Annotated in this window: 28 protein-coding genes; 24 read left to right on the top strand and 4 right to left on the bottom strand. The window is 36.1% G+C overall.

The window, feature by feature from the left end; all coding sequences use genetic code 11:
• Positions 1–131: 131 nt before the first annotated feature.
• The 7 genes from rnc (at position 132) to C7437_RS05215 (ending at position 7878) form a co-directional block, all read left to right on the top strand.
• A complete protein-coding gene (gene rnc, locus C7437_RS05245) occupies positions 132–890 on the top strand; it encodes a ribonuclease III (RefSeq protein ID WP_111438566.1) in 759 nt (252 codons plus the stop codon).
• 3 nt (positions 891–893) lie between these two features.
• Entirely contained in the window at positions 894–4448 is a 3555-nt protein-coding gene (smc, locus tag C7437_RS05240; RefSeq protein WP_111438565.1) for a chromosome segregation protein SMC, read from the top strand.
• Between the two features lie 12 nt (positions 4449–4460).
• Positions 4461–5483, top strand: a complete 1023-nt coding sequence (gene ftsY / locus C7437_RS05235; RefSeq protein WP_111438564.1) for a signal recognition particle-docking protein FtsY — start codon at positions 4461–4463, stop codon at positions 5481–5483.
• A 71-nt stretch (positions 5484–5554) separates the two neighbouring features.
• Positions 5555–5884, top strand: coding sequence for a putative DNA-binding protein (locus C7437_RS05230; protein WP_111438563.1), 330 nt, complete (start codon positions 5555–5557; stop codon positions 5882–5884).
• A gap of 12 nt (positions 5885–5896) precedes the next feature.
• Complete coding sequence (gene ffh / locus C7437_RS05225; protein WP_111438562.1) at positions 5897–7252, top strand: signal recognition particle protein; 1356 nt, start codon at positions 5897–5899, stop codon at positions 7250–7252.
• Positions 7253–7357: 105 nt separating this feature from the next.
• Entirely contained in the window at positions 7358–7630 is a 273-nt protein-coding gene (gene rpsP / locus C7437_RS05220) for a 30S ribosomal protein S16 (RefSeq protein WP_111438561.1), read from the top strand.
• 14 nt (positions 7631–7644) lie between these two features.
• Positions 7645–7878 carry a KH domain-containing protein gene (locus C7437_RS05215; protein WP_111438560.1) on the top strand — a complete coding sequence of 78 codons (234 nt, stop codon included), beginning with the start codon at positions 7645–7647 and terminating at the stop codon, positions 7876–7878.
• Here C7437_RS05215 and C7437_RS05210 read toward each other — a convergent pair.
• Complete coding sequence (locus tag C7437_RS05210; RefSeq protein WP_111438559.1) at positions 7870–8103, bottom strand: hypothetical protein; 234 nt, start codon at positions 8101–8103, stop codon at positions 7870–7872. The genes C7437_RS05215 and C7437_RS05210 overlap by 9 nt on opposite strands.
• A gap of 37 nt (positions 8104–8140) precedes the next feature.
• On the opposite strand from C7437_RS05210, the gene rimM reads away from it, so the two are divergent.
• The 11 genes from rimM to dprA all read left to right on the top strand — a co-directional run bounded on the left by rimM (position 8141) and on the right by dprA (position 17811).
• A complete protein-coding gene (rimM, locus tag C7437_RS05205) occupies positions 8141–8656 on the top strand; it encodes a ribosome maturation factor RimM (protein WP_111438558.1) in 516 nt (171 codons plus the stop codon).
• Positions 8656–9387, top strand: a complete 732-nt coding sequence (trmD, locus tag C7437_RS05200) for a tRNA (guanosine(37)-N1)-methyltransferase TrmD (RefSeq protein WP_111439002.1) — start codon at positions 8656–8658, stop codon at positions 9385–9387. The genes rimM and trmD overlap by 1 nt, the downstream gene beginning before the upstream one ends.
• Before the next feature lie 136 nt (positions 9388–9523).
• Positions 9524–9871 carry a 50S ribosomal protein L19 gene (gene rplS / locus C7437_RS05195; protein WP_111438557.1) on the top strand — a complete coding sequence of 116 codons (348 nt, stop codon included), beginning with the start codon at positions 9524–9526 and terminating at the stop codon, positions 9869–9871.
• Between the two features lie 150 nt (positions 9872–10021).
• Complete coding sequence (lepB, locus tag C7437_RS05190; RefSeq protein WP_111438556.1) at positions 10022–10585, top strand: signal peptidase I; 564 nt, start codon at positions 10022–10024, stop codon at positions 10583–10585.
• Positions 10586–10601: 16 nt separating this feature from the next.
• Positions 10602–11459, top strand: a complete 858-nt coding sequence (ylqF, locus tag C7437_RS05185; protein WP_111438555.1) for a ribosome biogenesis GTPase YlqF — start codon at positions 10602–10604, stop codon at positions 11457–11459.
• Between the two features lie 111 nt (positions 11460–11570).
• Entirely contained in the window at positions 11571–12365 is a 795-nt protein-coding gene (locus C7437_RS05180; protein ID WP_111438554.1) for a ribonuclease HII, read from the top strand.
• A gap of 48 nt (positions 12366–12413) precedes the next feature.
• Positions 12414–14270, top strand: a complete 1857-nt coding sequence (locus C7437_RS05175) for a hypothetical protein (protein ID WP_111438553.1) — start codon at positions 12414–12416, stop codon at positions 14268–14270.
• On the top strand, positions 14267–14548 hold the full coding sequence (locus C7437_RS05170; RefSeq protein ID WP_111438552.1) for an EscU/YscU/HrcU family type III secretion system export apparatus switch protein: 282 nt from the start codon (positions 14267–14269) through the stop codon (positions 14546–14548). The genes C7437_RS05175 and C7437_RS05170 overlap by 4 nt, the downstream gene beginning before the upstream one ends.
• A gap of 140 nt (positions 14549–14688) precedes the next feature.
• On the top strand, positions 14689–15849 hold the full coding sequence (gene sucC, locus C7437_RS05165; protein WP_111438551.1) for an ADP-forming succinate--CoA ligase subunit beta: 1161 nt from the start codon (positions 14689–14691) through the stop codon (positions 15847–15849).
• Between the two features lie 17 nt (positions 15850–15866).
• Positions 15867–16769, top strand: a complete 903-nt coding sequence (gene sucD / locus C7437_RS05160; protein WP_111438550.1) for a succinate--CoA ligase subunit alpha — start codon at positions 15867–15869, stop codon at positions 16767–16769.
• 130 nt (positions 16770–16899) lie between these two features.
• Positions 16900–17811 carry a DNA-processing protein DprA gene (dprA, locus tag C7437_RS05155; RefSeq protein ID WP_111438549.1) on the top strand — a complete coding sequence of 304 codons (912 nt, stop codon included), beginning with the start codon at positions 16900–16902 and terminating at the stop codon, positions 17809–17811.
• Positions 17812–17946: 135 nt separating this feature from the next.
• On the opposite strand, the gene C7437_RS05150 is transcribed toward dprA, so the two are convergent.
• The 3 genes from C7437_RS05150 to C7437_RS05140 all read right to left on the bottom strand — a co-directional run bounded on the left by C7437_RS05150 (position 17947) and on the right by C7437_RS05140 (position 19981).
• Entirely contained in the window at positions 17947–19086 is a 1140-nt protein-coding gene (locus C7437_RS05150; RefSeq protein WP_111438548.1) for a tyrosine-type recombinase/integrase, read from the bottom strand.
• A 203-nt stretch (positions 19087–19289) separates the two neighbouring features.
• Positions 19290–19520, bottom strand: coding sequence for a helix-turn-helix transcriptional regulator (locus tag C7437_RS05145; protein ID WP_281269924.1), 231 nt, complete (start codon positions 19518–19520; stop codon positions 19290–19292).
• Positions 19521–19621: 101 nt separating this feature from the next.
• Positions 19622–19981, bottom strand: coding sequence for a helix-turn-helix domain-containing protein (locus tag C7437_RS05140; protein WP_170122321.1), 360 nt, complete (start codon positions 19979–19981; stop codon positions 19622–19624).
• 181 nt (positions 19982–20162) lie between these two features.
• On the opposite strand from C7437_RS05140, the gene C7437_RS05135 reads away from it, so the two are divergent.
• The 6 genes from C7437_RS05135 (at position 20163) to C7437_RS05115 (ending at position 22204) form a co-directional block, all read left to right on the top strand.
• Positions 20163–20351 (top strand): helix-turn-helix transcriptional regulator, encoded by a 189-nt coding sequence (locus C7437_RS05135; RefSeq protein WP_111438546.1) that lies wholly within the window; start codon positions 20163–20165, stop codon positions 20349–20351.
• A gap of 38 nt (positions 20352–20389) precedes the next feature.
• Positions 20390–20581 (top strand): helix-turn-helix transcriptional regulator, encoded by a 192-nt coding sequence (locus tag C7437_RS05130; protein ID WP_111438545.1) that lies wholly within the window; start codon positions 20390–20392, stop codon positions 20579–20581.
• 256 nt (positions 20582–20837) lie between these two features.
• Complete coding sequence (locus C7437_RS05125; RefSeq protein ID WP_111438544.1) at positions 20838–21551, top strand: Rha family transcriptional regulator; 714 nt, start codon at positions 20838–20840, stop codon at positions 21549–21551.
• Entirely contained in the window at positions 21548–21712 is a 165-nt protein-coding gene (locus C7437_RS16925) for a DUF6906 family protein (RefSeq protein WP_170122320.1), read from the top strand. Before C7437_RS05125 ends, C7437_RS16925 begins: the two co-directional genes overlap by 4 nt.
• Before the next feature lie 20 nt (positions 21713–21732).
• Complete coding sequence (locus C7437_RS05120; RefSeq protein WP_111438543.1) at positions 21733–22020, top strand: AbrB/MazE/SpoVT family DNA-binding domain-containing protein; 288 nt, start codon at positions 21733–21735, stop codon at positions 22018–22020.
• A 1-nt stretch (position 22021) separates the two neighbouring features.
• Positions 22022–22204 carry a hypothetical protein gene (locus C7437_RS05115; RefSeq protein WP_111438542.1) on the top strand — a complete coding sequence of 61 codons (183 nt, stop codon included), beginning with the start codon at positions 22022–22024 and terminating at the stop codon, positions 22202–22204.
• Positions 22205–22226: the final 22 nt, after the last annotated feature.

The following is a 22226-nucleotide window of genomic DNA, read 5'->3' as shown; positions in this document are numbered from 1 at the left end:
AATTGGTAGGAGCGTCTCTATTTCTTTTTGCACATTGCAATATAAACAGGTAAACTTAGAAGGATAAATGAAGCATAAGAAAAGTGGAAGACAAAGTCTGAAGCTAAAATTGCAAGAAAGGCAGATTATTCATGAAAGTAAATCGTAAAAGTACGCATACAAAAAAAGCAGTTTATCCTGAAACTGTAAAACTGCAGTTTGAAGAGTTTCAAGATTATTTTAATATCCATTTTAAAAATCCAACATTATTGTACACTGCATTCACACATTCATCCTATGTGAATGAGCATCGCCGGAAACTATTCACCGATAATGAACGATTAGAGTTTTTGGGAGATGCCGTGTTAGAATTGTCGGTTTCCCAATATCTATATCAAGAATACACAACTATGAGCGAAGGTGAGCTGACAAAACTTCGTGCAGCAATTGTTTGTGAACCATCATTAGTCATTTTTGCAAATGAGCTTGGTTATGGGAAATACGTTTTACTTGGTAAGGGAGAAGAGCTTACAGGTGGCCGTGAGAGACCAGCATTACTAGCAGATGTGTTTGAGGCATTTATCGGTGCTTTATATTTAGATCAGGGCTTAGATCCAGTTATTTCTTTCTTAGAACAGGTGATATTCCCTAAAGTTGAAATCGGTGCTTTTTCGCATGTGATGGATTATAAAAGTCAATTGCAAGAAGTTATTCAACAAAAAAATAATGGTATGTTAAATTATGAAATTGTGGAGGAAAAAGGACCAGCACACGATCGCACATTTGTTTCTCGCGTGATGTTAAATTCCAAAGAACTTGGCATTGGGAATGGTCGTTCGAAAAAAGAAGCAGAGCAACAAGCTGCAAGAATAGCAATAATCGCATTAAAGGATTATGAACAGGAGGAATAAAATTTGTTCCTTAAACGATTAGAAATAATGGGATTCAAATCATTTGCTGACAGAATAGGAATTGATTTTGTTCCAGGTGTAACCGCGGTAGTAGGTCCAAATGGTAGTGGGAAAAGTAATGTAACGGATGCGATTAGATGGGTTTTAGGGGAGCAATCGGCCAAATCTCTTCGTGGTGCAAAAATGGAAGATGTTATTTTTGCAGGAAGTGATTCTAGAAAAGCATTGAATTTTGCAGAAGTTACATTAATATTAGACAACTCAGAGCAACGAGTTGCACTAGATTTTAACGAAATAAATGTTACAAGAAGAGTATACCGTTCTGGAGAAAGTGAATATCTTCTTAATAAGCAAACATGCAGACTGAAGGACATCACTGACTTGTTTATGGATTCAGGTCTTGGAAAAGAAGCTTTTTCAATTATTTCTCAAGGGCGTGTTGATGAGATTCTCAATAGTCGCCCAGATGATCGAAGAACAATTTTTGAAGAAACTGCTGGTGTGCTTAAATATAAGCAACGGAAAAAGAAAGCCGAATTCAAACTAATTGAAACAGATGATAATTTAAATCGAGTGTTGGATATTTTACATGAATTAGATGACCGTATGGAGCCGTTACAAATTCAGGCTTCATTAGCATCTGATTATTTAACTATGTCTGAAGAACTAAAAGACATAGAAATTGCTGTTATAGCACATGACTTGCGATTATGTGTTAGTAAAAATACCGTACTTCAACAAAAAATGAATGCACTACTAGAAATAAAACAAGTACTCACTATACATTTAAAAGATATTGAAGTCAGCATTCAAAATAGTCGAAAAGAAATGTCTGATGTTGATGAGAATTTGGATGTATCTCAAACTAGTTTACTTGAGGCGACTTCTGAGCTAGAACGTTTGGAAGGTAGAAAGCTGTTGCTTGCAGAGAAAAAGCAAAATGCCAGTCAGCAAATTGCGCAGTTGAAAAAAGTATTTGAAGAAGAGAAAGAAAATCTTCAATTATTAGAAAACCAGTTAAAAGAAAATAATAGCTCGAAATCAGGTAGAGTAGTGCTGTTAAAAGAACTTCGTACGAAAAAGCAGCAAATTGATCGTGTCTTAAATAAATCAGCCTCTGAACTAGAAGAAGAGATTGAAGCGTTAAAAGGCACATATATTGATTTACTAAACGAAGAAGCAACGATGAAAAATGAAATGAAGCACATGGAGCAACAATTGCAATCTCAGCTCGTATCTTCTGAGAAAATGATTGAAGATTACCAAGAAATTAAAATTGAACTAGAAAAACTAACACATCGTAAAAAAGAATTAGATCAGTTGCTAACGGATTGTCAAAGGAATCTTGCGCAAAGGTTGCACGATTTTCAAATGAAACGACAAGCCTCTGAACAATTAGAAAGTACTTTCGAAGAACAGCAAACGATGCTCCAAAAGGCTTACCAAATGAAGCATCAATTAAAAGCCAGAAAAGATTCACTCGAAGAATTAGAGTCCGAATTCTCAGGTTTCTTCCAAGGTGTTAAAGAAGTGCTGGTTGCAAGGGATAAAAAAGAATTGGAAGGAATTCATGGAGCAGTTGCTGAACTTATCCAAATCCCCAAACAGTATATGAATGCTATCGATACTGCGATTGGTCAACAATCTCAGCATATTATTACAAACTCAAGTCAAGATGCTAGACATGCGATCGAGTGGTTAAAAAAGAAACGAGTTGGTAGAGCAACGTTTTTACCACTTCAAGTGATGAAATCTCGAAAATTAAATGAGCAAACATTAGCGTCCATAAAAAAACATCCATCATTTGTTAACACAGCAGATATGCTAGTAAATTATAGCGATGAATATAAAATCATTGTGGAAAATTTACTAGGAAGTATTATTATTGCAAAAGATTTAAAGGGTGCAAATGATATGGCAGCCTCTGTGCAATTTAGGTATCGTTTTGTTACATTAGATGGGGATGTTGTGAATGCAGGGGGTTCTTTAACAGGTGGATCCGTTAAACAACAATCATCCTTATTCACACGGAAGGCAGAATTAGAGCAGCTAAATGAAAAGTTAATAGACTTAGAACAGTCAGTACTACAAGCTGAAAAGGCTGTTTCTACAAACAAACAAGCGGTACAACAAATGAAAAAAGATTTAGAAGAAACTCGTTTAGCTGGAGAAGTATTAAGAGAAGAAGAGCTTAAGCTATTATCTGAAACAAGGGAATGTGCAGCGATTATAGCTCGACTGACTAGCCAATTATTAGAGTACGATGAAGAAAAAGCTGAGAAAAGTAATCTGCATGTAGATTTAGTTGGTAAAAAAGAAAAAACTGCTAAAAGAAGCGCTGAAATTAAAGAATCACTGGTTTCAATTCAACAGTCAATAGATCAGTTACAATTGTTGAAGCAACAATCTATTGAAGAAAAAGATAAGTTCCAAAATGAGCTGGGTGCCTTATTATCTCAAATTGCTGTAGTGAATGAACAGATTACCCAACAAGAAAAAGAAAGAGTTCAACTCGAGAGCTCGATTTTAACAACCTCCAAAAAAGTTCATACTTTACAAAGAGAAATAGCTTGGTATGAAACGGACGACCAAGAAGGTCCTAGTGCGGAAGAAATAAGTAAATTGATGATTACATGTAAAACGACGAAAGACAATTTAATTATGCATATTCAAGCGATAAAATCGAAGAGGTCTACTCTGTCAAATAATATCAATGAGTTTGAAAGTGAGTTGAAAAAGTTACAACAACAAGCCGAAATTCAACTGAATGAAGAAAGAACTGTAGAGATTAAGTTAAGTAAATTAGAAGTAGAAATGACTGCTCTAAAAGATCATTTAGAAGATACGTATGAATTGACGCTTGATGAGGCGGAGAAAGATTTCCCGTTTAGTATGGATGAAGATTTAGCACGGAAAAAGGTTATTTTACTTAAGCGTTCTATTGACGAATTGGGGCCGATAAACTTAAGTTCTATAGAAGAGTATGAACAAGTGAATGAACGTCATTCCTTTTTAACAGAGCAGCGAGAAGATTTACTCTCTGCAAAAGACACTTTGCATGAAGTTATTAAAGAAATGGATGAAGAAATGACGATGCGCTTTGAAACGACTTTTTATGAGATTCAAAAACACTTTAAAGTTGTATTCCGAGAATTGTTTGGCGGAGGTCAAGCGGATCTAGTCTTAACGGATCCTAGTAATTTGCTCTATACAGGAGTAGATATTATTGCGCAACCACCAGGTAAAAAGCTACAAAACCTTTCTCTTTTATCTGGTGGAGAACGTGCTTTAACGGCGATTGCTCTATTGTTTGCTATTCTACAAACTCGGCCAGTACCATTTTGTATTTTGGATGAAGTAGAAGCTGCGCTTGATGAAGCAAATGTTACTCGTTATAGTAATTATTTGAAGAAATTTAGTCATGATACACAGTTCATTGTTATTACGCATCGTAAAGGTACGATGGAAGGTGCAGATGTATTGTATGGTATAACGATGCAGGAATCAGGGATATCAAAATTGGTTTCAGTAAAATTAGAAGAAGAAATTTTAGTTTAAAGGAGCTACCAAATGAGTTTTTTCAAGAAAATCAAAGACAAAATGATGGGTACAACCGAAGAAATTGAAGAAACAGTTACAATTACCAATAAGTTCAAAGAGGGCCTAGCGAAGACTAGAAATCAATTTACATCAAAAGTAAATGATTTAGTAGCAAAATATCGTAAAGTGGATGAAGATTTCTTTGAAGAATTAGAGGAAATTTTACTACAGGCTGATGTTGGATTTGAAACCGTAGTGGAGTTAATGGATTCACTTCGTTTTGAAGTGAAACGTAAAAACATAAAAGATACTACTGGTATTCAGTCAGTCATTTCCGAGAAGCTCGTTGAAATTTATGAAGCTGGCGATGAAAATATGACAGAATTAAATCTTGAAGAAGAGGCATTGTCTGTTATTTTATTCGTAGGAGTAAATGGTGTTGGGAAAACAACGACTATAGGGAAACTTGCACATCGTCTAAAAGGTGAAGGTAAAAAAGTAATGCTAGCTGCTGGAGATACATTCCGTGCAGGTGCAATTGATCAACTTCAGGTTTGGGGCGATAGAGTTGGTGTAGAAGTGATTAAACAAGCAGAAGGCTCTGACCCTGCCGCTGTCATGTATGACGCTATTAGAGCGGCAAAAACAAGAGGTGTAGATGTGTTAATATGTGACACAGCTGGTAGACTTCAAAACAAAGTAAATTTAATGAATGAGTTAGAAAAAATTCATCGTGTTATTTCACGAGAAATCCCGAATGCTCCTCATGAAGTTTTACTTGCTCTGGATGCGACTACAGGTCAAAATGCGCTTGTTCAAGCGCAGACATTTAAAGAGGTTACAAATGTTACGGGAATTGTGTTAACGAAGCTGGATGGTACTGCAAAAGGCGGAATTGTGCTTGCTATTCGCAATAAGTTGCATATACCAGTTAAATTTGTCGGTCTAGGTGAAAAAATGGACGACTTACAACCATTTGATGCAGAAAAATATGTGTACGGACTTTTCGCAGAAGGCTTAGAATTTGAAAGTGAAAATGATGGAGACAAGTAAAAACACTTGACAGACTTACAAACTATTTATACACTAATGAGTGACAATTGGATTGGTAAGGAGAGATGGGAATGATTGAAAAAACAACTCGTATGAATTTTCTCTTCGATTTTTACCAAGCATTATTGACAGATAAACAAAGAAGCTATATGCAACTTTATTATTTAGATGATTTATCACTTGGAGAAATTGCAGAAGAATACTCTATTTCTAGGCAAGCGGTGTATGATAATATAAGACGTACAGAAGCAATGTTAGAAGAGTATGAAGAAAAGCTAAATTTATTTTCTAAGTTTGAAAATAGACAAGAAGTAATTGAGCAAATTATGCAATTAACAATAGACCAATCATCTGGTAATAAACTGATTAAACTCATTAATCAATTAAAAGAATGGGATTAGGAGGCGGCGTGCATGGCATTTGAAGGATTGGCTGAGCGACTCCAAGGAACGCTTCAGAAAATCAAAGGCAAAGGAAAAATTTCTGAAGCAGATGTAAAAGAAATGATGAAAGACGTAAGACGTGCGTTAATCGAAGCGGATGTTAACTTAAAAGTTGTAAAAGAATTCGTCAAAAATGTATCCGAACGAGCAGTTGGTCAAGAAGTGATGAAAAGTTTAACGCCTGGTCAACAAGTCATTAAAATCGTAAAAGATGAATTGACTAAGTTGATGGGAGGAGAACAAAGTCAAATTTCTTTCTCTTCAAGACCGCCAACGGTCATTATGATGGTTGGACTTCAAGGTGCCGGTAAAACAACTACAACAGGTAAACTTGCAAATGTACTTCGTAAAAAGTATAACAAGAAGCCTTTATTAGTAGCAGCTGATATTTATCGACCTGCGGCTGTAAAACAACTAGAAACGATTGGCAAACAACTTTCATTACCAGTATTTTCATTAGGAATAGATATCTCTCCTGTTGAAATTGTGAAACAAGCATTAGAACATGCAAAAGAAGAGCATCATGATGTAGTGATTATTGATACAGCAGGTCGTCTGCATATTGATGAAGTACTTATGCAAGAGTTAAAGGATATTCGTGCACTTAAAGAGCCTGATGAAGTGTTTTTAGTTGTGGATGCAATGACAGGGCAAGATGCTGTTAATGTTGCGAACAATTTTAATGATGCGGTTGGTATTACAGGTGTCATTTTAACAAAACTTGACGGGGATACCCGCGGTGGTGCTGCGTTGTCTATTCGTTCTGTCACTCAAAAACCGATTAAGTTTGTCGGGATGGGTGAAAAAATGGATGCTTTAGAAGAATTTCATCCAGAAAGAATGGCTTCTCGTATTTTAGGAATGGGAGACATGATGTCTCTTATCGAAAAGGCCCAAGCAAATGTAGATGAAGATAAGGCAAAAGAACTAGAAGAAAAGTTCCGTACGCAAACTTTTACATTTGATGATTTCTTAGATCAGATTGGTCAAGTGAAACAAATGGGTCCATTAGATGAAATTCTTAAAATGCTTCCAGGTGCAGGTAAAATTAAAGGGTTAGAAAATGCGAAAGTCGATGAAAAACAAATGGATCGCGTAGAAGCAATTATTTATTCCATGACTACGCAAGAAAAAACGACACCCGATATTATTAATGGACCTAGAAAAAAACGTATTGCTAAAGGATCGGGTACAACGATTCAAGATGTTAACAGATTGATCAAACAATTTGAAGACATGAAAAAAATGATGAAGCAAATGACTAGCATGCAACAAAAAGGGAAAAAAAAGATGAAAATGCCGGGTTTAGACTCGCTATTTAAGTAAAATTTTTCGAAAAAAAGTAAGGTGTTAAGAAAAAACACTTTACAAACAAATAAAAGCTTGATAATATACTATCTTGTGTGAAACTATTCGGAGGTGCAATAAAAAATGGCAGTAAAAATTCGTTTAAAACGTATTGGAGCAAAGAAATCTCCATTCTATCGTATTGTAGTAGCAGACTCTCGCGCACCGCGTGATGGTCGTCAAATCGAAACAGTAGGTACTTACAATCCACTTACTAAACCAGCTGAAGTTAAAATTAACGAAGAATTAGCGTTAAAATGGCTTCAAGATGGTGCGAAACCATCTGATACAGTTCGTAACTTGTTCTCAGATCAAGGAATCATGGAGAAATACCATAACATTAAACTCGGCAAATAATCGGAGGTGACAATGTGAAGCAGCTGATCGAAGCAATCGTTAAACCATTAGTTGATTATCCCGATAATGTTCAGGTTGAAAAAGATGAAAGTATAAACCGTATAGTTTATAAGTTATCTGTACATCCTGAAGATATGGGAAAAGTAATTGGCAAACAAGGGCGTGTAGCGAAAGCGATTCGTACTATTGTTTACTCAGCAGCAGGCAGTCACCAGAAGAAAAAAACATATGTCGACATTTTAGATTAATGTACAAAAAGGGAGAACAAATTGTTCTCCCTTTTTTGATAGGTAAGAAAGAATCGGTCTAGCGTAAGCAACCTTGTCTATTGGGCCAGATATAGGCGCTTCCGCTTTTCTTAATAAGAACTGTCTAGCTCCAGCTCCTTGTCCCTCGGGGTCAAATGTGAAATCGCTGCGGTGGCTGAGGAGCTGCCTCCTCGCGATTCCCCATTTGCCTGTCGGGCCAGACATAGGCGCTTCCGCTTTTCTTAAATAGGAGGTAAATCAAATGGAATGGTTTAACGTTGGTAAAATTGTAAATACTCATGGCATTTGGGGAGAGATTCGTGTCATTTCTTCGACGGACTTTCCGGATGAACGTTTTGAAGTAGGAAGTGAACTAGCCCTTCATAAAGCGGATGGTTCTAAACCGATTACCGTTAAAGTTGCTAGTCATCGTAAGCATAAAAATTTCAATTTATTGACATTTGAAGGCTATTCTCTATTAAAAGACGTAGATGGATTCAGAAATGCAATATTAAAAGTTTCGGAAAAATATTTGACTGACTTAGAAGAGAATGAATTTTATTTTCATGAAATTATTGGATGTACGGTTGAATCGACAGATGGTGATGTAATTGGTGAAGTGACGGAAATCCTTCAAACGGGAGCAAATGATGTTTGGACAGTCAAACCTAAACAGGGTAAAACACATTATATCCCGTACATTGAAGATGTCGTAAAATCGATAGATATTAAGAATAAAAAAATTACAATTGAAGTGTTAGACGGTTTATTGTCATGATGAATATTCATATACTTTCTCTTTTTCCAGAGATGTTCACAGGTGTATTTGGAACATCTATATTGAAAAAAGCACAGGAAAAAGAGGAGGTTAGATTGAACATCATTAACTTTCGAGACTTCTCTGGTAATAAGCACAACAAAGTCGATGATTATCCATACGGTGGTGGAGCGGGAATGGTATTGAAACCGGACCCGATCTTTGATGCGGTGGAATCGATTACGGACAAAAGTAAGAAAGAGCCGCGAATCATTTTACTTTGCCCGCAAGGAGAACAATTTTCACAAAAAAAAGCTGAAGAGCTCGCACAAGAAGAGGAACTTATTTTTATTTGTGGGCACTACGAAGGTTATGATGAACGCATACGAGAACATTTAGTAACAGATGAAATCTCACTAGGAGATTTCGTTATGACTGGTGGAGAAATAGCGGCAATGGCGATTGTCGATAGTGTCGTTCGACTATTACCTAATGTTTTGGGGAATTCGGAATCACATGAATTGGATTCTTTTTCTACAGGTTTGTTAGAACACCCCCATTATACTCGTCCTGTTGAATATCGGGGCTTTAAAGTCCCAGATGTTTTATTATCCGGTAATCACGCAGTAATTGATAATTGGAGAAGAGAGCAATCCTTAAAACGTACGCTCGAAAGAAGACCAGAACTGTTAGTTTCAGCTAATTTAAGTGTTGAAGATAAAAAAATGATTCGTAAATTAAAAGGTGAATAAATTTGGATTTTTGCATTGCATCTGTTATTGTATTGTGGTATATTCTACTATGTACTTCTATGGGGAGTACTGATTTTGGATGTTCCGCTGCAACAGAAAATGGGTGTAAGAGCATTCTATAAGAGGAGAGAAAATCATGCAAAATATTATTACAGCAATTACTAAAGAACAATTACGTACAGATCTTCCTAAATTCCGTCCAGGTGACACAGTACGTGTACACGTTAAGATAGTTGAGGGAACTCGCGAACGTATTCAAATGTATGAAGGTGTTGTAATTCAACGTCGTGGAGGCGGAATCAGTGAAACTTTCACAGTGCGTAAAATTTCTTACGGTGTTGGGGTTGAACGTATATTCCCGGTAAACACACCAAAAATTGCAAACTTAGAAATTATTCGTCACGGTAAAGTTCGTCGTGCTAAATTGTTCTACCTACGTGAACTACGTGGTAAAGCAGCTCGTATTAAAGAACTTCGTCGTTAATAAAAAAGCAACAATTGATGTTGTAGTAAAGGTGAATTCACTTTTGCTGCAACATTTTTTAATTTTCAGGCAGGAAAAAAAACAGCCATTCTTTTTGCTTGATGTAGGTTTTCCTTGTACAATATAGACAGTAGATAAGGGGGCAAGCTGATGGAACAAGCTAAGAAAGAGAAAAATGAGATATGGGAATGGTCAAAAGCTCTCCTTATTGCCTTTGGTATAGCAGCAATAATTCGTTTCTTATTATTTACACCGATTGTTGTGGACGGTGAATCTATGATGCCGACTTTAGAAAATGGTGACAGGATGGTTGTAAATAAAATAGGATATATGATTGGAGAACCAGATCGTTTTGATATAGTCGTATTTCATGCTCCAGAACAAAAAAATTACATAAAACGTGTAATAGGGCTTCCTGGTGACCATATTGAGTTTACAAATGACCAACTCTTGATAAACGGTAAAGAAGTACCAGAGCCATATTTAGATCAATACAAAATCGAAATCACCGAGGGTACATTGACGGATGATTTTACACTAGAAGAAACACCTGCCCAGGTGAAAGAAATCCCTGAAGGATATATTTTCGTAATGGGGGACAATAGAAGATATAGTAAAGATAGTCGACATATTGGCCTTGTTGCCATTGATGAAGTGATTGGAAATACGAGTCTTGTTTTTTGGCCTCTGAATGAAATAGGTATTGTGAAGTAAATAAAGGAGTGTCAAAATGACGATACAATGGTTTCCTGGTCATATGGCCAAGGCAAGAAGAGAAGTAACAGAGAATCTAAAAATGGTAGATATTATTTTTGAGTTAGTTGATGCGCGATTGCCGTTATCATCTAGAAATCCGATGATTGATGAAGTAGTTCATCAAAAAACAAGATTACTGATTTTAAATAAAGTCGACATGGCTGATGAAGCAGAGACAAGAAAGTGGATAGCCTATTTTGCCTCAAAAGGGCTCCCAGCAGTCGCGATTAATTCATTAGAAGGAAAAGGACTCCAAGCAGTTTTTAAACTCGCTAAAGAGCTTCTAAAGCCTAAATGGGAGCGTATGGAGTCTAGAGGTATTAAACCTCGAGCAATAAGAGCGATGATTGTAGGAATTCCGAACGTTGGAAAATCTACATTGATTAATCGATTTGCAAAAAAAAATCTTGCAAAAACAGGAAACACTCCTGGGGTTACAAAGAGACAGCAATGGATAAAGGTAGAGAGAGAAATCGAACTACTAGATACACCTGGTATTCTTTGGCCGAAGTTTGAAGATCAGGAAATTGGATATAAGCTAGCTCTAACAGGAGCCATTAAAGATGCTGTTACTAATATGGAAGACTTAGCTATATATGGTCTTCGATTTTTACAAGAGCATTATCCGAATCGTTTGGAAGAACATTATAAAATGAGTGCAGTTAGTGATGATTTGGAAGTAACGTTTGATCATATTGGTAACCTCAGAAGAGCGTATTCTAACGGAACAGAAATTGATTATGACAAAGTAGCAGAACTAATTGTTCGAGATGTTCGGAATCTTCGTCTCGGAAGATTAACTTTTGACTTTGTAAGTGACATAACTGAATAATAAAAAGAAAATCGCCCTTTTACCAGTTGGTAGAAGGGCGATTCTTGATTTTTCTCCAAACTTACCGATACATAAAATAAATTAAGATAAAGAAAGTTGAAGTGAATTAGAATGTTTAGTCTTAAAGAAATGAAAGAAAAATTTGCCAATGCAACTGAGCAAGAGCCATGGATGGATGAGGTCGAAAACGATCACCGAGTAGGAGCCCAAAAATTATATAGCTCCTGGCTCAATAAACAAAAGTTACGCATGTTAGAAAAGCAAGAACATCAAGAAAAAATAATGTTTGATGCAAGTTATCGAAAACTTGCAACCGATTTAGTTGCAGGAGTCGATGAAGCTGGGCGCGGGCCATTAGCTGGACCTGTTGTAACAGCAGCAGTTATCTTAGGTGAAAATTTAGAACAATTAATTGGAGTGAATGATTCAAAACAAATCTCAAAAGAGAGCCGTAATAAATTAGCCCAAATAATAAAAGAAAATGCACTCAGTTACTCCATCCACTTTCAATCTGTAAATAAAATAGATGAACTTAATATTTATGAGGCAACAAAGCAGTCTATGACAGAAGCTGTACTTAGTTTGAATATACGGCCGTCTGTTGTAATTGTAGATGCGATGACGCTACCGATTAATATAGAAACGCACTCCATAATAAAAGGAGATGAAAAAAGCTTAGCAATTGCAGCTGCATCTATATTAGCGAAAACAGCAAGAGATAGCTATATGGATCTATTACATGAAGAATATCCTATGTATTGTTTCAATAAGCATGCAGGTTATGGAACAAAACTACATGTAGAAATGCTCCATACATACGGTCCAACTGAACATCATCGGAAAACATTTGAACCAATAAAATCTATGATAAAGGAAAGCGCAAGCGCTAATGTCTGCCATGACTGATTGGCAAGGATAGGGCTGCTTGCGCTAAACAAGAAATGAGGTGAAGAGATGTCGTCTACTTTTTTTTCTTCGATCCAATCCCAACCTGTTCAACAAAGCACTCCCAATAGAATGTTGCCTATGAAAGAAGGCCAAGTGATTCATGGATCAATTGTCAAGATTTTTCCAAACGATACGGCCGAATTACAAATAGGGGCTCAAAAAGTGATAGCTAAATTAGAAACACCCCTTCAAGCGGGGAATGCTCATTTCTTTCAAGTGACGAAATCTGAGCCGAACCTCCAATTAAAAGTTGTTTCAGAGCCACTTATCCAGTCCAATTCATCTTCTCAAACTACAGTTCAACTAATAAAGGCGATGAATTTGCCCAATACGAAAGAGATGCAAATAGCGGTACAATTCTTTTTAAAAGAGCAAATTCCAATGGCCAAAGAACAATTAGTACAAGCCGTACAACTATTGAAACAGCTTCCGACAAATGTAACGATGAAGTCGGCGCTCGAATCGATTCAAAAAATGACAGAATTGAAAATTCCACTTACACCAAAACTATTTGAAACAGTGATAAGTGGGAAATCCAAAGAAGGGTTACATTCATTGTTGCAATCATTTAAAGCAGCATTACTTCAAGATACTACTATCTCAACTAGCAGTAAGAATTCACTTCTGCAGATTATGCAAAAGCTTTCACAACCATTTGAAGAGCCTGTTGCTGGTGTTGTATTGGGCAAGCAAATAGAAACACTTCAGAATACGCAAGTATCAATTTCTACAAGACTACCTTTTTTACAAGCATTAAAACAAGCTGGAATTCTACCAATCCAAGCAACTTTGTCACAACCGATACTTCCTACAGCGAAGGCTACGTTACAGAATACAGCAGGAGAGTTAATGGGGAAATTTGGACAAGCAACACCAAACGAAAAAGAGATAATCATGGAACAAGTGAAAAATTGGGTTAATTCTCAAGTAACATTGAATAGTACACAAAAAGAACAAATACTTTCAGTTCTTAAAAACAACGATCCAAATGGACAAATCACACCTATTAATAATGCACTTATCAAAGCATTTTCAGAACAAAGTCAACATGCAGTGTTTTTGAAAGATGAAAATGGAATTACACCAAAAGAACATTTGCTCTCCTTATTAGGAAAAGGCGGTGGGTCTGAATCTTTTTCGCAAAATTTACAACAAATATTAAAAATATCCAAAAGTAGTATAAATCCAATTATTTCACAACAAATGATTCGATCAGAAGAAACAGTACTTCAGCAACTAGATGGAAAAGCTTTTGAACATGCTATGAAAGAAGTGCTAAAGACGCTCGGATTTAGCTACGAAGCAAGATTAGGTACAAATAGCGAAGAAATAAGACAAATTGCTTCTACACTAAAACCCCAGCTAGTGGAACTTATACAGCATCAAACTGTATCTGCGAATGTAAAGGAACAAGCTGAATTAGTGCTAGGTCGTATGAATGGCCTTCAACTCTTGTCGAATGAAAATGGACCTCAACATCAGTTGTTAATGCAAGTTCCATTAGAATTCCTAGGAAAGAAAATGGATGCTACCCTGGAGTGGAAAGGTAGAATGTTAGAGAATGGCAAGATAGATCCCGAATTTGCTCGAATTATGTTCTATTTACAATTAGAAGCATTAGAAGAAACAGTTATTGATATGCAAGTACAAAATCGAATTGTTACAATTAATTTATATAATCATGATACCCATCTTCAAACTCAAGCTGAAATGCTAAAAGAATCTCTAAAAAAAGGGTTGCAAGCTGTAGGATATCAGCTTTCAGGTGTCTTTGTTAAAACTTTTGAGGAACAAAAGTTGTCTTCAAAAATAAACATAAAATCGTCTGTTATAGAAACACAGGGAGTAGATATCCGAATATGAAAGAAATTAGATTGAAGCGAAAAGAAGCTGTTGCTTTAACGTATAAACCAGGATTAATAGATGCACCAACAATCGTTGCTAAAGGTAAAGGAAAAGTTGCAGAAAATATATTAGCTAAAGCGGAAGAGAATAATATACCAATACAAGAAGATGCAAGTTTAGTTGAACTACTTGGACAATTGGATATAAACCAATCTATTCCAGAAGAATTATATCAAGCTGTCGCTGAAGTTTTTGCATTTGTCTATAAACTAGATAAAGAAAAAGGTAATTATTAACTTATATTAAAATATTATTCTATATATTCTTTAATATGTTTTTAATTGAATCCCAAAGTCTTTTGTGGACAAATTCTGACAATTTTAATACAATGATAAAGGTACTATTATTTTACAAGAGTTTGATGGGAGGATGTAAGATGAATATCCATGAATATCAAGGGAAACAGCTGCTTAGACAATATGGCGTAGCGGTTTCAAAAGGAATTGTTGCTTTCTCTCCTGAAGAGGCAGTTAAGGCAGCGAAAGAACTTGGCTCAAGCGTTATTGTTGTTAAAGCTCAAATTCACGCAGGTGGTCGTGGTAAAGCTGGTGGGGTAAAAATCGCTAAAAATCTAGATGAGGTACGTGAGTACGCGAAGGAACTATTAGGGAAGGTATTAGTAACTCATCAAACTGGTCCTGAAGGTAAAGAAGTAAAGCGCTTACTTATTGAAGAAGGAAGCGATATTAAGAAAGAATACTATGTAGGTTTAGTATTAGATCGCGCAACTTCGCGTGTGACGTTAATGGGCTCTGAAGAGGGTGGAATGGACGTTGAAGAAGTAGCGGCAAATACTCCTGAGAAAATCTTCTATGAAGAAATTGATCCAGTTGCAGGTTTAACTGGTTTCCAGGCTCGTCGCATGGCGTTTAATATGAATATTCCAGCTAAACTTGTAAACAAAGCAGCAAAATTCATGCTAGGTTTATATCAAGTTTATATTGAAAAAGATGCTTCAATCGTTGAAATCAACCCGTTAGTAGTAACGACTGATGACAATGTATTAGCTTTAGATGCGAAATTTAACTTCGATGGAAACGCTTTATACCGTCACAATGATATTATAGAAATGCGTGACTATGATGAAGAAGATCCAAAAGAAATCGAAGCTTCAAAATATGATTTAAGTTATATTTCTTTAGATGGAAATATAGGATGTATGGTTAATGGAGCAGGACTAGCTATGGCAACAATGGATACTATTAGCTATTATGGCGGTTCACCCGCAAACTTCCTTGACGTTGGGGGCGGTGCTACAGCTGAAAAAGTTACAGAAGCATTTAAAATCATTCTTTCTGATTCCAATGTAAAAGGTATATTCGTTAATATCTTTGGTGGGATTATGAAGTGTGACGTTATTGCAGAAGGTGTCATTATTGCAGCTAAAGAAGTAGGACTAACCGTGCCTTTAGTAGTACGTTTAGAAGGTACAAATGTTGATTTAGGGAAAAAATTACTAAACGAATCTGGTTTAAATATCATCGCTGCTGACTCAATGGCAGACGGTGCTCAAAAAATCGTTAAACTTGTAGGATAAAGGAGGCAGAGAGAATAATGGGCGTATATATTAATAAAGATACAAAAGTAATCGTTCAGGGAATTACGGGCTCAACTGCTCTTTTCCATACAAAACAAATGCTTGAATATGGTACTAAAATCGTTGCTGGAGTTACACCTGGTAAGGGTGGTACTGAAGTGGAAGGTGTTCCAGTTTTTAATACGGTTCAGGATGCTGTAAAAGAAACTGGTGCAAACGTTTCTGTAATTTACGTACCAGCTCCGTTTGCTGCTGATGCAATTATGGAAGCTGTTGATGCTGACTTAGATATGACTATTTGTATTACAGAACATATTCCAGTATTAGACATGGTTAAAGTTAAACGTTACATGGAAGGCAAGAAGACTCGTTTAGTAGGACCAAACTGTCCTGGTGTTATTACAGCGGATGAATGTAAAATCGGCATCATGCCTGGATATATTCATACAAAAGGTCATGTGGGAGTTGTATCGCGTTCAGGTACATTAACATATGAAGCTGTTCATCAATTAACACAAGCTGGTATTGGTCAAACAACTGCTGTAGGTATTGGTGGAGATCCAGTAAATGGAACTAATTTTATCGATGCTTTATCTGCATTTAATGAAGATGAAGAAACTTACGCAGTAGTAATGATTGGTGAAATTGGTGGTACTGCTGAAGAAGAAGCAGCGGCATGGATTAAAGCCAATATGACAAAACCTGTAATAGGATTCATTGGTGGTCAAACGGCTCCTGAAGGGAAACGTATGGGGCATGCCGGTGCGATTATTTCTGGTGGTCAAGGTACTGCAGAAGGTAAGATTAAAGCAATGGAAGCGGCTGGGATGAAAGTTGCAGCAACTCCATCCGTAATTGGTGATACTTTAATAGAAGCTATTAAAGAAGCAGGTCTCTACGACGCTTGTAAAACACATTAATATAAATATACGGCACATCATTTGGTGATGCCGTATTTTTTTATAATTTATTAAAGTATATGAAAATTATGCATAGAAACTATCTAGCTAGAAACAGGCGCTTGTGCTTTTCTAATAAAGGAGGGACTATATGAAGAATGAAGTTAATAGTGAACTAGTAAGAAATAGATTATTAGCATTACATTATGTGCTTCCAGTTCCATTGAATAAGGTATTACCTTTAATTGAGTATGACCCCCAATTAGTTCAGTTAAGTAGAATGCCAACTCATTTACTTGCAACTTTGTTAAAGATTTCACAGGATCGTGCTATTAAGCTCCAGCGAATGTACTCGAAATTTGTCGAATATCCACTTCAACAAATGTATAAAAAAAGTAATATAACCCCAATTTGTTATACTGATCCCAATTATCCTTTAAGTTTGAAATCCCTTTACGATCCACCAACAGTTTTGTATACAAAAGGAGATTTAGCACTCCTTGAAAATCCCAAAAAAATTGCTATTATTGGTTCAAGAGAAGCTACAGACTATTCAAAAGAAAGCATAGAAAAAATCTTACCCCCAATTTTAAAACAAAATTATATTATCGTGAGTGGTTTAGCAAAAGGTGCTGACACTTTGGCCCATGAAATTACGATAGCATTAGGTGGGAAAACAATAGCTGTATTAGGTACTGGATTATTCCATGTATATCCAAAAGAAAATAATTATCTTACTGAAATCATGGCTGAAAATCATTTGCTAGTGACAGAATATCCACCTTACATAACTCCTAAAAAATGGAATTTCCCAATGAGGAATCGAATAATTAGTGGGTTGTCTCAAGGTGTTGTTATTACAGAAGCAAAACTAAAGAGTGGTACAGTTTCGACGATGGAGCATGCGCTAGAAAATGGAAAAGAAGTTTTTGCAATTCCTGGTTCCATACATTCGCCACTCTCAGAAGGTCCTCATCTCCTTATAACAGAAGGGGCTAAGCCAGTTTGGAATGGAGAACAAATACTCGAGGAATTAAATGATTTTGAGCAAATTGCGCATTAGAAAATGGAAAAGCCTTGCATTATGTTGAAAACTGTTATGTTTTCGAATTTACAAGACTGAAAACCATTAGTATCAGTGGTTAAAGGCAATTGCGCGAAGTTCTAAAAACGACAAAGTGACCAAAAAGTGACTAACTCAAAGTGTTTTACGTAATATGTTTACAGAAACCGTATTGTCTTTCTTAGTTGTGTGTACATAAGTGTTTAATGTAGTCTCCGGACTGCTATGCCCTAAGCGTTCTTGCACGTCCTTTATATTTGCTCCATGACTTACCAGTAAACTAGCAGATGAATGCCTTAAAGCGTGTAATGGTATATCTTTTAATCCTAACTTTTTCTTAACAACAGCCCATTGATTTGAAAATGACATAGGATTCATAACGCGGTAATCTCTAGTGCGAAAGAATAGATCCACTTCATCTAATGTTTCCCAGGCACTTTGCATTTCCCTTCTAACTTGCATCTGTTTTATATAAAACGAGTGCACTTCTTCCATAAATTCATTTGGTAGCTCGATCACTCTAGTTTTCCCTCCTCCTGTTTTTTTCTTTCCTTTCGGCGGACCGAGGTATAACTCTTTCGTATTCAAATCATAATTCAAACTACGCTTTATAGTCACGGTATTTTCCACAAAATTAAAATCTTCCTTTGCTAATCCTAAAACTTCGCCGCGTCTTGCAGAAGCATAATAAGCCATTTTAAGCATGACTCTGTCGCGTTCTTTAACTTTGTCTAAACCTCTCAAGAAAACATCTGTAATGTAATCCTCATCATAAATTTCACGTTCTTTTGTTTCCACACGGAGTGCTATGTGTTCCATTGGATTACGGTCAATAATTTCCCATTCATAAGCTTTGTGGAAGATACTCTTTAAGACCATTGTTCGCTTAGTTGTTGATTTCCTTTCATCCTCCTGGATCTCCGCCAAATAATCTTCAATGTGCAGCCTTTTTATTTTTGACACTTTCATTTTTCCGAAGTAATCATTAAGTTCATTTAAATAGTATTTATAATTACTAATTGTTGTTCTTGCTAAATCCTTTACCACGTACTTATCCCACCAACGATCTAATAGGGAAGAGAAACGAATTTCTTCTATTCCTTCGTCGTGATTATTCATGCACTCAAATTCAAATTCTTTAATTTTCTTATTTAATTCTCTTGGACCCTTTGCCGTTACCGTTTTCGTTTTTCGTTTTCGTTTTCCTCTATCGTCGTATCCTTGTTCAATATAAATTTTGTATTTATTTTCTCCAATTTCTTTGTATGATGTCATAATATAGCTCCTTTTGGTAGTGCATTTGGATAAATATCTCTTTTTTATTACGATACAGGAACATCTGTTCTTTTATATGTTATACTACTGGAAATAGAGTTGCAATTGAAATAATAGTTAGACAACTGGAAATTAATTTGTAATAATGAAAATTGTAAGTCTACAGACTGACGACTACCGGTGAGTAGGTCTAAACCTACTCGTTAACGTCTCTTTTTCCGTTCTTCCACAGGTTTCCATTCGTATAGTTCGTCCGTATCACAATGTAAAACAGCAGATATGTTTTTGGCAATTGGTAATGACATTAATCGTTCGCCAGTAGTATAAGTGTGTATCTGTTGTCTTGTGACACCTAAACGATTCGCTAACTCTTGTTGAGTCATACGAGCTTGCAGAAGTCTGTCGGATAAGAGACACCTACCGACATCGTACAAAGACTGCTTACCACCTTACTGGGAGATGTTTTGTAATGAAAAAGAAGGAAACCATCGATTTGAAACATTTATTAGAAGAATTAAGAAAGTTACTAGCTAATTCAAAGTGATTTATTTCGCAACAAGCGAATCAATCTGACTGCTTCCTTAATTTCATCTTCTGTAGCTTCTGTACCGTCAATTATGATTTCATACTTATTTTTAAGTGCGGAAGGGGTTAAGTCATCCTCGACAATAAGATTTCCTTCCGCTGTTGTTAGATCGTCCCCAAAGAAGTAATTCGGACTCACATCGTATATACCTGCAATACTTTTAATCAAATCCAAAGATACTCCATACAAGCCTCGTTCTATTTTAGATAAATTGCTGTAGTCATACCCTAACTTTTCCGCAAGCTCTATAAGAGTGTCCTTATTTTCTTTTCTAATCTTCCTGATTTTACTACCTACGTGTTCCTTCAAATGCATCACCCCCATTGCTCATTATATTGAAATTGGTCTAGAAAACCAACTACAAAAATAAACCATTAAAATTAATTTGTTAATTTAACCAATTTAGTAGTTGACTTGGTTAGTATAACCAATTATACTAAGGTTAATTCATTGGTTGATATAACCAATTTATGCAAGGAGGTGTACAAGTATGAATAATAATATTGCCGACATTCGTAAGAGTAAAGGCATCTCCCAAAAAGAATTAGCTGAAATGATTGGTGTCTCTGCAAATTGGATGAACCATATTGAAAAAGGAAAGCGAAGACCCAGTACTAAAACGCTCGAAAAAATAGCGGAAATGTTGCAAATCTCAATAAAAGATATTTTTTTAGAATAAAATTGGTTAATATCACCAATGTGAAGGCGGTGTAATTAATGAGACGCATTAGAACCGTAAAGGCTCTTCTGGATTATCTAACTTCGATTAATTGTCGGATGGGTAGATCCACGGTGGATAAACTTATTCGCGAAAATAGAATACCTCACATTCGTGTGAGTGATCGTGTACTAATTTTTGATTTAGATGCAATTGATAATTGGCTTTCAATCGAGGAGGTAGCGAAATGACACCAATGGCAACTTTAATTGTTTTCAGTGCAATCTTTATCGCATTGTCGTTCTCCATGGGCATGTTGTGGGAATCGACAAACGGAAAGGGAAAATAAACCCTAAGTAATACCTCGCACCCAGCAATAAATATTCGAAGAGCGGAGTACGCCAAGACGGACCGATTAAATCCCGAGCGACAGCAATAGCCAACGCCATGACATCGAATCTTTACTGGTGGGTGCGAGAGAGAACCTACTAAAAGGAGGAAAAGAAAATGGATCAAATAGTAGTCATGCATAATCGAAAAGCAGTAACTAGTTCTTTAAATGTTGCTAGTGTATTCGGTAAAGAACACAGAGGTGTCTTGAGAGACATTGATAATTTAATAGAGGGGCTTGCACAGATTGGGGCAGACCTATTTTTCGAAACAACTTACATTCACGAACAAAATAAACAAGAATATCGAATGTTTTTAATGAATCGTGATGGTTTCACTTTACTGGCAATGGGTTTCAACGGAAAAGAAGCTCTTCAATTCAAAATGAAATATATCGATGCTTTTAATCAAATGGAAGAACAATTCAAACAACCAATATCAAGCACAAAAGCATTATTACAAGCAGCGCTTGAACAAGAAGAACGAATTAGTGGAGTGTCGGACCGTGTAGAACTGCTTGAAAATAATATGCGGATTGATGGAGCTCAGGAATATCGAATCAATAAAAAAGGTAGAGGAAAAGTAGTTGAATGTATGGGTGGTATGGATACAAAAGCATACAAAGAAATTAGCAAAAGAGCATTCTCACAGTTCTGGAATGAATTCAAAAAATACTTTGAGATTCCTAGATATGGTGATTTGCCTAAAACACGATTTGATGAAGCCTTGCAATTCATTAGTGAATGGTCTCCAAATACAGCTATGCGAATGGAAATCAAGACATTGAACGCTCAACAAAATTTGAACCTAAACGATGGTGAGTTTCAATGAAAAACGGCAAAAAGTTGACTGCTGCTGAAAGGTCACATATTGAATCTAGCAAACTTAAATCTAGCGATTGGTTGCTTGCAAAAAAAGAGTCGGACAAGTGGTTGCTGGTGCATCGTGATGTTGCATCACAAACAAAAGTAATATTTGCACCAACAAAATAAGAGAACAGGAGATGTTAAATATGAAAAGTACAGGGATTGTTAGAAAAATTGACGCTTTAGGTCGTGTTGTTTTACCGAAAGAATTACGTCGCACATTAAATATTGCCGATGGAGATCCAGTAGAAATATTTGTAGATGGTGATCAAATCATCCTTAAAAAATATCAAGCGAATATGGAATGTGCTGTAACTGGTGAGGTATCTAATGAAAATATTTCGGTGTTGGACGGAAAGCTGATTTTGAGCCAAAAAGGAATAATTGATTTGTTGTCTCAACTTCAAGAAAAAATGAAAACGGGTGGTGAATAGAATGGATCTAATACGAGAAAATTTATCAGCGTGGCTTGAAGTAGAACAGGGGATTTTGGATGAAGTTGCACATGATGTTGCAAACTCAGATTCTATTGAAGAAATGGTTATTGCAAAACAAGCATACACAATTCAACAAACAAAAGTTGAAACAATCATGGCTGCAATGAAAATTGCTGAATAAAAATAACCCACTCACTCAGGCC

The organism is Psychrobacillus insolitus, from assembly GCF_003254155.1.
Lineage (GTDB): Bacteria > Bacillota > Bacilli > Bacillales_A > Planococcaceae > Psychrobacillus > Psychrobacillus insolitus.
This window is presented reverse-complemented; position numbering and strand designations above follow the sequence as displayed.